The organism is Pseudomonas fuscovaginae SE-1, assembly GCF_000364705.1.
In the GTDB taxonomy this organism is placed as follows: Bacteria; Pseudomonadota; Gammaproteobacteria; order Pseudomonadales; family Pseudomonadaceae; genus Aquipseudomonas; species Aquipseudomonas fuscovaginae_A.
The window spans coordinates 46,509-55,912 of sequence record NZ_AQOH01000243.1; the positions used below are offsets into that span (position 1 = coordinate 46,509).

General features: G+C 59.6%; 11 protein-coding genes and 1 tRNA gene. 5 read left to right on the forward strand and 7 right to left on the reverse strand.

Annotated features, from left to right (window positions below; all coding sequences use genetic code 11):
• Window positions 1-53 precede the first annotated feature (53 nt).
• Both K675_RS31155 and K675_RS0120885 read right to left on the reverse strand, forming a co-directional pair.
• A complete protein-coding gene (locus K675_RS31155; RefSeq protein WP_017905421.1) occupies window positions 54-227 on the reverse strand; it encodes a DUF3094 family protein in 174 nt (57 codons plus the stop codon).
• A gap of 206 nt (window positions 228-433) precedes the next feature.
• Window positions 434-1,063, reverse strand: a complete 630-nt coding sequence (locus K675_RS0120885) for a DUF1780 domain-containing protein (RefSeq protein ID WP_026145392.1) — start codon at window positions 1,061-1,063, stop codon at window positions 434-436.
• Between the two features lie 133 nt (window positions 1,064-1,196).
• On the opposite strand from K675_RS0120885, the gene K675_RS0120890 reads away from it, so the two are divergent.
• Window positions 1,197-1,895, forward strand: a complete 699-nt coding sequence (locus tag K675_RS0120890) for an energy-coupling factor ABC transporter permease (protein ID WP_017905423.1) — start codon at window positions 1,197-1,199, stop codon at window positions 1,893-1,895.
• A 67-nt stretch (window positions 1,896-1,962) separates the two neighbouring features.
• The gene (locus tag K675_RS0120895) at window positions 1,963-2,178 is read left to right on the forward strand and encodes a hypothetical protein (RefSeq protein WP_017905424.1); all 216 of its coding nucleotides are present in this window, start codon (window positions 1,963-1,965) and stop codon (window positions 2,176-2,178) included.
• 9 nt (window positions 2,179-2,187) lie between these two features.
• Here K675_RS0120895 and yacG read toward each other — a convergent pair whose 3' ends face one another.
• Genes yacG through pilB form a run of 5 tightly spaced genes read right to left on the reverse strand, consistent with a single transcriptional unit; the run spans window position 2,188 to window position 6,805 of the window.
• The gene (gene yacG, locus K675_RS0120900; RefSeq protein WP_017905425.1) at window positions 2,188-2,391 is read right to left on the reverse strand and encodes a DNA gyrase inhibitor YacG; all 204 of its coding nucleotides are present in this window, start codon (window positions 2,389-2,391) and stop codon (window positions 2,188-2,190) included.
• Window positions 2,388-3,011 (reverse strand): dephospho-CoA kinase, encoded by a 624-nt coding sequence (gene coaE / locus K675_RS0120905; protein WP_017905426.1) that lies wholly within the window; start codon window positions 3,009-3,011, stop codon window positions 2,388-2,390. Before coaE ends, yacG begins: the two co-directional genes overlap by 4 nt.
• A complete protein-coding gene (locus K675_RS0120910) occupies window positions 3,008-3,880 on the reverse strand; it encodes a prepilin peptidase (protein WP_017905427.1) in 873 nt (290 codons plus the stop codon). Before K675_RS0120910 ends, coaE begins: the two co-directional genes overlap by 4 nt.
• A 3-nt stretch (window positions 3,881-3,883) precedes the next feature.
• Window positions 3,884-5,101 carry a type II secretion system F family protein gene (locus K675_RS0120915; protein WP_017905428.1) on the reverse strand — a complete coding sequence of 406 codons (1,218 nt, stop codon included), beginning with the start codon at window positions 5,099-5,101 and terminating at the stop codon, window positions 3,884-3,886.
• Between the two features lie 3 nt (window positions 5,102-5,104).
• Window positions 5,105-6,805, reverse strand: coding sequence for a type IV-A pilus assembly ATPase PilB (pilB, locus tag K675_RS0120920; RefSeq protein WP_017905429.1), 1,701 nt, complete (start codon window positions 6,803-6,805; stop codon window positions 5,105-5,107).
• Between the two features lie 224 nt (window positions 6,806-7,029).
• Between pilB and K675_RS32460 the strand changes: the two genes are divergently transcribed.
• The 3 genes from K675_RS32460 (at window position 7,030) to K675_RS0120935 (ending at window position 9,044) form a co-directional block, all read left to right on the forward strand.
• Window positions 7,030-7,467 carry a pilin gene (locus K675_RS32460; RefSeq protein WP_026145393.1) on the forward strand — a complete coding sequence of 146 codons (438 nt, stop codon included), beginning with the start codon at window positions 7,030-7,032 and terminating at the stop codon, window positions 7,465-7,467.
• A 67-nt stretch (window positions 7,468-7,534) separates the two neighbouring features.
• On the forward strand, window positions 7,535-8,929 hold the full coding sequence (locus tag K675_RS32465; RefSeq protein ID WP_051070760.1) for an O-antigen ligase family protein: 1,395 nt from the start codon (window positions 7,535-7,537) through the stop codon (window positions 8,927-8,929).
• 39 nt (window positions 8,930-8,968) lie between these two features.
• Window positions 8,969-9,044, forward strand: a tRNA-Thr gene (locus K675_RS0120935).
• Window positions 9,045-9,404 lie beyond the last annotated feature (360 nt).

A 9,404-nucleotide genomic window follows, 5' to 3' on the forward strand; every position in this document is an offset into this window, starting at 1 on the left:
CGCAAGGCTAAAGGAAATCTGTGCCTGCGTTACCCGGGCGAGCGCGAGGCAGCTCATAGCGCCAGATAACTCAGGAGGCGGCTCAACAGGCCCAGGCCGATCACCGCGACGAGCACCACCACCAGGAGCATCCACGGCCGAAAGGGCCGGCGCTCGACCTGGTGCTGGGAGAGTTGCAGGTACTCGTCGACATGTTTCTGGTCTTGCGGGGTCAGTCGGCTGCTCATGAAGAAGGTCTCTGTCAGGTAGACGTTACCGAATGTGCAAACGCTACATGTGGGCATGTCTGGGCAACACTGTCCCCGATGCCCACTAGCTGAAACCCCTGCAGCGCTCATTTGAGCATAGCCGCCAGGAAAAGGTTCTGGCTGCTGGACGATTCCGGCAGATGATAACGCTTTGTATCATTGGCGGCGGCAATTTCGGCACGAAATTACAGGCTGATACCCACGTCGAAGACGATGCTGCGCCCCAGGTTGCCACGCAGGAAGTCGGGCGCGTCCGGGTGGGCGAACAGCACCCGGGCGAAGGTCGGTCCCACCAGTGACAGCGAGCGCCAGCCCTGACGCAGGTACTCGGTGGGCGGCGGGAAGTGGCTGTTGAGGTCGAGCACTTCGCGCTTCAGGCTGGCGAACGCGATGATGTCCAGTTCGCTCAGGTCCAGGCCGCGCTCCTTGTAGTTGTGAGACTTCTTGCGCAGGGTCGGGGCCAGGCGCAGCAACAGCTCGGAAGCGGGAATGCGTCGCGGCTTGGCCTCGCGGCGCACCAGTTGGCTCAGGGAAAATGCGCTGCGTCGACGCTGGAGCTCCTCGCGCCATTCGTCGTTGAGTCGACGGCCTTCATCAAGGACGAAGAACACCTCGAAGCGGGCATCGCGAAACAGCGCGTCCGGCGGCTCCTGGCCGGCGGGATGGAAGTCCTCGTGACGGTAGGGCACGTTCAGTCCCTGCAGCAGGCGCTGGCAGACCCAACGCTCACGCTCCCATTTGCGGGCATTGGATAGAAACGTGTTGGCTTGCTCGGCCTGGATGGTCAGCAAACGTAAGAAGTCTGAGTCGTCCATGGCCCAAGCTTAGCGTTGAAATCGTGACAACAGGTAGTGTCCCGGGGACTATCTCCGGGCTGCCAGTTGTTTACCCGTGTAGACTGTAGGGCTTATCCGGGCAGGGAGTTCCAGGTGTGACGCAGAGGTGCTTATGATCGGTGCGCAATTGCTGTCGCCTGCCAGTCTGGTTATCGGCTGGCTGATCTATCTGCCGGTGGTGCTTTGGGTAGTCTGGCGTTCGCCGTGGGTCGAGCTGTTCACCGACAGTCGCCGCCAGCACCTGCTGTTCGGTACTGTGTTCGCCCTGTTCCTGCTCTGGTTGCTGCGTCGTGACTTCGATAGCGGTGTGTCCTATCACTTCATTGGCCTGACCGCGGTCACCTTGCTGCTCGACTGGCCGTTGGCGATCGTCGGTGCACTGGTGGCGCAGCTCGGACTGGTGCTGTTGGGGCGGCAGGACCTGGCAGCCTTGGGCGTCAATGGCACGTTGTTGATCCTGTTGCCAGTGTTGGTCACTGAGGTCTGTGCGGTGCTGGTGGAGCGTGCCCAGCCACGCAATCTCTTCGTCTACATCTTCTGTTCGGGCTTCTTTGCCGCGGCCCTGGCGGCGTTGTTGTGCCTGCTGTCGAGCCTGGCTTTGCTGTGGTTCGACGAGCGCTTCGCGATGCCGGAGTGGCTGGAAGACTTCATCGGCTACCTGTGGCTGATCCTCTTTCCCGAGGCGTTCATCAACGGCATGGTGATCAGTGCACTGGTGGTGTTCTGCCCCGAATGGCTGGAAACCTTCAACCGCACACGCTACCTGTCGGCACCGTGGAAGGACAACGAGCCGCCCGGGAACTCTCGTTGATCTGCATCAAGTAAGCCGATCCGCATGGCGCTCATGCTCGGAAAAACACCCGGGGAGGGGCGCAGTGATGAGTGTGTACGAATGGGCGCGTCAGGAAGTGCGGGCCAGCCTGGATGCCGCGCACGCGGCAGGCTTCGAGCCGGGGCTGGGGTTGCGCGCCCTGCTCAGTGCGGTGGTGCAGCAGAGCAGGGCGGTGCGCAGTGCCGAGGATCTGGCCGACGAGCTGCAGTTTCTCGCCGAAAACCTCGATGACGATCAGGATTACGGCTTCATGCGGCCCTGATCCTTGCGATCAGTGAGTGCGCGGCGACAGTTCTTCGGAGAACAGCTCGTCCTCGGCATCCGGGGCGACCGGGATCTTGTGCTCTTCCGCCGCCCAGGCGCCCAGGTCGATCAGCTTGCAGCGGTCGGAGCAGAACGGTCGGTTGGTGTTGGTCGCTTTCCATTCCACGGGGGCTCCGCAGGTTGGGCATTCGACGGTCAGGGGCTGGCTCATGTTCGGCCTCCTCGTAAAGTCAGGTAGAAGTTGTGCAGGCGCTCGACTTCGCTGTGCAGCCAGGCGAGGTCGCGATCGTTGACCAGGACGTCATCGGCGTATTTCAGGCGCTCCTCGCGGCTGGCCTGGGCCTTGAGAATGGCCTGAACCTGCTCCTCGCTGGTCTGGTCGCGCAGCAGCGTGCGCTCGACCTGCAGCGCTTGCGGCGCATCGATCACCAGCACGCGCTGGGTGGTAGCGTATTGGCCGGACTCGATCAGCAGCGGTGAGACCAGGATCGCGTAGGGCGACTGTGCCTTGGCCAGGTGGCTGGCGATCTCCGCGGCAATCAGCGGATGCAGCAGCGCTTCGAGCCAGCGTCGCTGTTCGGCGTCCGCGAAAATCAGCTGGCGCAGAGCGCTCCGGTCCAGTTGGCCGTCGGCCTGCAGCACGCCGGGGCCGAAGTGCTCGGCGATCTTCAGCAGCGCCGGACGCCCCGGTTCCACCACCCAGCGGGCGGCGTGGTCGGCATCCACGGCGTGGATGCCCAGGTCTATGAAGTGCTGGGCGGCGGCGCTCTTGCCGCTGCCGATGCCGCCGGTCAGGCCGAGGATCCAGGGTTTTGTCGCGGATGTGGTCATTGAAAGCCGGCAAAGTGCAGATAGGAAGTGGTTATTTGACCACCCCAGAGCAATGCAATCCAGCCGGCAATCGCCAGATAGGGGCCAAAGGGGATTGGCGTCGAGGTCTGGGCGTTGCGCAGGCGCAACAGCATCAGCCCCAGTATCGCGCCCACCAGCGATGACAGCAGGATCGTCAGCGGCAGGATCTGCCAGCCGCCCCAGGCGCCGAGCATCGCCAGCAGCTTGAAGTCACCATGGCCCATGCCTTCCTTGCCGGTCAGCAGCTTGAATATCCAATACACCGACCACAGGCTCAGGTAGCCGGCGACCGCCCCCCAGAGAGCATCGCTCAGGGTGGTGAATAGGGCGAAGTGGTTGGCGATCAGACCCAGCCAGAGCAGGGGCAGGACCAACGCATCGGGCAGTATCTGATGGTCGGCGTCGATCAGGCTCATCGCCAGCAGGCCCCAGGTCAGCGCCAGCAGCAAGCCGGCGGGCCAGCCGAAGCCGAAATGCCAGGCGATGAATGCCGACAGCAGGCCACAGGCCAGTTCGGTCAGAGGGTAGCGCTTGCTGATCGGGGCCTTGCAACGGGAGCATTTGCCGCGCAGCAGCGCGTAGCTGAGCAGCGGCAGGTTTTCCCAGGCGCGGATGCGATGATTGCAGTGCGGGCAGTGGGAGTGGGGCAACAACAGATTGTAGGTCGGTGCAGGCTCGGGCAGGGGCAGGTCGAGGATCCGGTGGGCTTCCTCGCGCCAGTCACGCTCCAACATTTTCGGCAGGCGCCAGACGACGACGTTGATGAAACTGCCGACGATCAGGCCGAGGATGAGTGCGCAAAAAACAAAGGCCAGCGGGTGGCTGGCCAGGAAGTCGGGTAGGGGCATCGTTTAGACCACTTGGCCAAGCTTGAAGATAGGCAGGTACATGGCGATCACCAGGCCGCCGACGATCACGCCGAGTACGGCCATGATGAGCGGTTCCATCAAGCTGGTGAGGCTGTCGACGCTGTTGTCGACTTCGGTTTCATAGTAGGTCGCGACCTTGTCGAGCATGTCGTCGAGGGCGCCGGACTCTTCGCCGATTGCGGTCATCTGCAGTGCCATGCTGGGGAAAACCCCGGTGGTGCGCATGGAGAAGTTCAACTGCATGCCGGTGGAAACATCCTGCTTGACCCGGTTGACGGCGTTCCTGAACACCACGTTGCCGGTTGCACCCGAGACCGAGTCCAAGGCTTCGACCAGCGGTACGCCGGCGGCGAAGGTGGTCGACAGGGTACGGGCAAAGCGGGCCACGGCGGACTTGTAGATGATCGGCCCGATGATCGGGATTTTCAGCAGCGTGCGGTCCATCCAGTTGCGAAAGCGCGCGGATGTCTTGTGCGCGCGTATCAGCCCATAGATACCGCCGCCCAGGCCCAGGATCACCACCCACCACCAGTCCTGCAGGATCTGCGAAAGCCCGATCACCATCAGGGTGAAGGCCGGCAGTTCCGCGCCGAAGCCGGCAAAGATCGCCTGGAACTGTGGCACCACCTTGATCAGCAGGATCCCGGAGACAACGATCGCCACCAGAATGACCGCGATCGGGTAGTTCATGGCCTTCCTGATCTTGGCCTTGAGCGCCTCGGTCTTTTCCTTGTAGGTCGCTACCCGCGAGAGCAGGCTCTCCAGGGCGCCGGCCTGTTCGCCCGCATCGACCAGGTTGCAGTACAGGTCATCGAAATATTCCGGTTTCTTGCGCAGGGAGGCCGCGAAGCTGTTGCCCGCCGCGACTTCCTGCTTGATCTCGTCCACCAGCTTGCGCATGTTGGGGTTGTCGAAACCCTCGGCGATGATGTCGAAAGACTGCAGCAGCGGCACGCCGGCTTTCATCATGGTGGCCATCTGGCGGGTGAACAGGGCGATGTCCAGGGGCTTGATACGCTTGCCCTTGCTGAACAGCGAGGTGCCTTTCTTGCGCACCCGGCCCGGGTTGATCCCCTGCTTGCGCAACTGCGCCTTGACCAGTGCCGGATTGTGGCCGGTCAGTTCGCCGGAGACCTTGGTGCCTTTCTTGTCGGTGCCTTCCCAGGCGTAGGTACTTATCTTTGCCGCTTTCGTCGCCATGAATCAGTCCTTGGTGACCCGGTTGACTTCTTCCAGGCTGGTCAGGCCCTGCATGGCCTTTCGCAGGCCTGAGGTCCGCAGGTCGTTGAAGCCTTCCTTGCGCATCTGCTCGGCGATCTCGATCGCGTTGCCTTCGGCCATGATCAATCGTTGCAGGTCGGGGGTGTTCTTCACCACCTCGTAAATGCCGACACGGCCCTTGTAGCCGCCATTGCATTGGTCGCAGCCCACAGGTTCGTAGACCTTGAACTTGCCGATCTGATCCGCGGGGAAGCCTTCTTTCAGGAGCGTCTCCTGGGGAATGTCGATTTCCTTTTTGCAGTGCGGGCACAGTTTGCGTGCCAGGCGCTGGGCAATGATCAAGCTCACCGAGGTGGCGATGTTGAACCCGGGGATACCCATGTTCTGCAGGCGGGTCAGGGTTTCCGCAGCGCTGTTGGTATGCAGGGTCGACAGCACCAGGTGGCCGGTCTGAGCCGCCTTGATCGCGATTTCGGCGGTTTCCAGGTCACGGATCTCGCCGACCATGATCACGTCCGGGTCCTGACGCAGGAACGAGCGCAGGGCCTGGGCGAAATCCAGCCCCTGTTTCGGGTTGACGTTGACCTGGTTGATGCCTTCCATGTTGATTTCCACCGGGTCTTCGGCAGTGGAAATGTTGATATCCACAGTGTTGAGGATATTCAGGCCCGTATACAGAGAAACGGTTTTACCCGAGCCGGTGGGGCCGGTGACCAGGATCATGCCCTGCGGTTGCTTGAGGGCCGCCATGTAGAGGTCTTTCTGATCCGGTTCGTAGCCCAGTGCATCGATGCCCATCTGCGCGCTGGACGGATCGAGGATCCGCATCACGATCTTCTCACCCCACAGCGTCGGCAGGGTGTTGACCCGGAAGTCGATGGCCTTGGTCTTCGAGATGCGCATCTTGATCCGGCCGTCCTGCGGCTTGCGGCGCTCGGAAATATCCAGGTTGGCCATGACCTTCAGGCGGGCGGCGATCCGGCCTGCCAGGTGAATCGGCGGCCGCGCGACTTCCCGGAGCATGCCGTCGGTGCGCAGGCGCACACGGTAGACCTTTTCATAGGGCTCGAAGTGCAGGTCGGAAGAGCCGCCCTTGATGGCATCCAGCAGCATCTTGTTGACGAAGCGCACGACGGGGGCGTCGTCGGCGTCCTGGCCGGCGATGGGGTCGTGTTCCTTGTCATGGGCTGATTCGATGTCCAGGCCATCGAGATCGACATCGGCCATCTCTTCGAGGCCGCTGGTACCGCTGTCGAAAAATTTGTCGATGGCGTCGGTGAGCTTGTCGTCCTCCACCAGAATTGCCTCGGTGTTGAGGCCGGTGCTGAACTGGATATCGGTGATCGCCTGGTGGTTGCTCGGGTCGGAGATACCGACGAACAGCTTGTTGCCACGTCGCCATAGAGGCAGAACATGGTGCTGGCGGATCAGTTTCTCACTGACCAGGCCCTTGGGCTGGCTTTCCTTGTCGAGGCAGTTCAGGTCGAGCAGGGCGACGCCAAAGTGTTCGGAGGCAATCTCCGCGACCTCGCGGCTTTTCACCAGCTTGTTCTGCACCAGGTAGCTGACCAGGGACATCCGATTGCGTTGGGCTTGCTGATACGCCTGCTGAGCGTTCTTGTCGGTAATCAGCTCGGCTGCCACCAACTGCTTGGCGAGGCCGGAGAGGGCGATATCGTTCATGTAGGTACCAGACACGGACATTGCGAGTTTTATAGCGTAGTCGGGCGGTGGTGCCAAATCGGGGATGGGGGAGTGACAAAAAATGTCAGGTTTTGTTGTTCCGGAGCAGTCTTTGCCATCGGAAGATGCTTTATCGCCGGCGTGGATCAGTCCTGTCAGGCATGGCACGGCGCGTGCTTTGGTGTAAACGAGCCACACGGCCTTTTCACGTCTGGAGACGAAATATGAATGCTCAAAAGGGTTTCACCTTGATCGAACTGATGATCGTTGTGGCGATCGTCGGGATTCTGGCAGCGGTCGCGCTTCCCGTGTATCAAAACTATACATACAGAGCAAAATTTTCTGAGGTTACGTCTGTCGCTAATACTTACCAAACGGCTGTGGCCTCTTGTGCTCAGGAAAAAGGCACACTTACTGGATGCAGCTTGGGGACGAATGGGATTCCAGGGAGTGTCGCAACGACCCACGTGGGTAGTGTCGCGGTGACCGACGGGAAGATAACCGTAACACCTACAGCGACTACAAGTACTGCCTCTACTCTCATTCTTAATCCAGTTTTGGGTACGGCGGCTTTGACTTGGAGTGTTGATGCGGCAAGTGGTTGCCTTTCTACTCAAAATAGTGGTGCTGTGCCAGTTCTGTGTAAACAAGTTGGCAGTTGATTGAGAGTTTTGGTTTTCAATATAAGCGTCTTTCGAGGCGCTTTTTTGTTTTGGCTTGAGGTGCCGAATGTTTTTTCATGTGCTCAATGTTCGGTGGGCGGTTTTTTCTTGCTTTCTTGTGATGGTTTACATTGCTTGCGCCCCGTATGGTCATGATTTGCAGAGGGTGGGGCAGGTTTTTATAGTGTTTTTTTGTTTTTTTTCTAAGGAAAAGTTTCGTGGTTTTTGGGGCGGGGGAGTAGCTAGTGTCCTTTTTTTTATTGTGCTTTTGGGTTTTTTTTCTTCATTAGACAGTAATCAGGTTGGCTGGGCTTTCGTAGAGCTTTCGGTTTTTATTGTGTTGGGAGCTTCTGCGCTGATGTTCTATAGCTATAGGGTGTCTGCCGGGGAGCGGGGTGACAAGTTATTTTTGGGTTTTACTTTTTTTTTGTGCGCGGCCAAGATAGCTCAATTTTTTGTTGGCGTGACCTCTGTTTTTTGGGGCGGGGCGGGGATTTTAGATACAAGTCTGCTTTTTGAGGGTTTTTCAAATAGACGCTTTTATGGTCAGTTTCAGACGTTCACTATCCCTATACTGTCTCTACCCTTGTTGCTGTTCGCACTCAAGCGCTCCTCGCGTATTGTGGTCTTCTTTTTTTTGAGCTTTTGGTGGCTTATCGCGATAACCGGAGGTACTCGTGGTACTTGGCTTGGAATGGCGTTAGCGGCCTGCGTATTGTCTTCAGTGGGCCGCTCCGGCAGACGCTGGATAATATGGCAGCTGTTGGCCATTTTTACTGGCATTACCCTCTACTGTCTCCTCTTCAGTGCCTTTCCGGGCTACCTTGGCATTGAAGTCACCAATGTCGTCAGCGAACGCCTGACCACTTCCCTTTCCGCTCGGGACGTCATCTGGCAACAAGCCTGGGACATGATCCGCGAACGCCCCTGGCTCGGCTTCGGCCCCATGCACTTCGCCGATATCCACAACCCCATCGCCGCCCACCCGCACCAGGCCATCCTGCAATGGGCCTGCGAATGGGGTATCCCCTCCACCCTGCTGGTAATGTGGCTGGTCGGCCGCGGGCTCTGGGCGACCTTCCGCCTGGTCCGCGAGCGCGCCGACTCCAACGACCCGGTCGACCTGCTGCGCGTCTGCCTGTTCGCCAGCCTGATCGGCGCCCTGGCCCAATCGATGGTCGACGGCGTGATCGTGATGCCGTACTCCCAGTTGTGGCTGTCCCTGGTGGTCGGTTGGCTGATGGGCATTCATGTCTGGAAAAGCGAGCCCGCCAAACCCAATGCCTTCATCCACTGGTCATGGATGGGCATCAGTACCGCCGCCGTACTGTTCCTGGCCTACGTGGCAATCCGCGATGTGCCGCACCTGGATGAGCGCAACAAACTCTACCAGCAGCAATACGGCGGACATCTCCAACCCCGTTTCTGGGCCCAGGGCGTAATCGCGATCAAGCCCGATTAGCTTGCTCCGTTCGTCGCCCGATGCTAGCGTTAGCGCCACGCCGGTGTAGCTCAGTCGGTAGAGCAGCGCACTCGTAACGCGAAGGTCGCAGGTTCGATTCCTGTCTCCGGCACCAGTAAAATCAAGGCTTGCAGCGATGCAGGCCTTTTTTATTTTTGGGGCGGGCTAGCACAGGGCTAGCAGGATGGACGTTCCGAATTTCGAAAGAATTTGCGCTTGGATCCGACTCTCGGCTGGTTTGCACGCTGGGAAACATTAGGATTTCTGCCCCTTTTTCCTTGAGGTTCTTCATCTGGCAGGAGTGGTCGGATCAATGGCCGACCGCAAGCTACTTGCGAGTCATTGGGGGCGGAAGTCACTTGAAGCGGCATTGGGCTGACGAATCGATCCGCCCTTTTCTCTAAAGCTCGCCAGTAGGCGTCCAAGGGGCTCTTAGGTTCTGTATGAAAACCTTTGAAACCCCATCGCGGCCCCT

What these genes read in the sequence shown, in the direction of transcription:
- K675_RS0120885 (WP_026145392.1), bottom strand. Translation starts at nt 1,063, where the DNA reads ATGGACGACTCAGACTTCTTACGTTTGCTGACCATCCAGGCCGAGCAA.
- K675_RS0120895 (WP_017905424.1), top strand. Translation starts at nt 1,963, where the DNA reads ATGAGTGTGTACGAATGGGCGCGTCAGGAAGTGCGGGCCAGCCTGGAT.
- pilB (WP_017905429.1), bottom strand. Translation starts at nt 6,805, where the DNA reads ATGAACGATATCGCCCTCTCCGGCCTCGCCAAGCAGTTGGTGGCAGCC.
- K675_RS0120890 (WP_017905423.1), top strand. Translation starts at nt 1,197, where the DNA reads ATGATCGGTGCGCAATTGCTGTCGCCTGCCAGTCTGGTTATCGGCTGG.
- coaE (WP_017905426.1), bottom strand. Translation starts at nt 3,011, where the DNA reads ATGACCACATCCGCGACAAAACCCTGGATCCTCGGCCTGACCGGCGGC.
- K675_RS31155 (WP_017905421.1), bottom strand. Translation starts at nt 227, where the DNA reads ATGAGCAGCCGACTGACCCCGCAAGACCAGAAACATGTCGACGAGTAC.
- K675_RS32460 (WP_026145393.1), top strand. Translation starts at nt 7,030, where the DNA reads ATGAATGCTCAAAAGGGTTTCACCTTGATCGAACTGATGATCGTTGTG.
- yacG (WP_017905425.1), bottom strand. Translation starts at nt 2,391, where the DNA reads ATGAGCCAGCCCCTGACCGTCGAATGCCCAACCTGCGGAGCCCCCGTG.
- K675_RS32465 (WP_051070760.1), top strand. Translation starts at nt 7,535, where the DNA reads ATGTTTTTTCATGTGCTCAATGTTCGGTGGGCGGTTTTTTCTTGCTTT.
- K675_RS0120910 (WP_017905427.1), bottom strand. Translation starts at nt 3,880, where the DNA reads ATGCCCCTACCCGACTTCCTGGCCAGCCACCCGCTGGCCTTTGTTTTT.
- K675_RS0120915 (WP_017905428.1), bottom strand. Translation starts at nt 5,101, where the DNA reads ATGGCGACGAAAGCGGCAAAGATAAGTACCTACGCCTGGGAAGGCACC.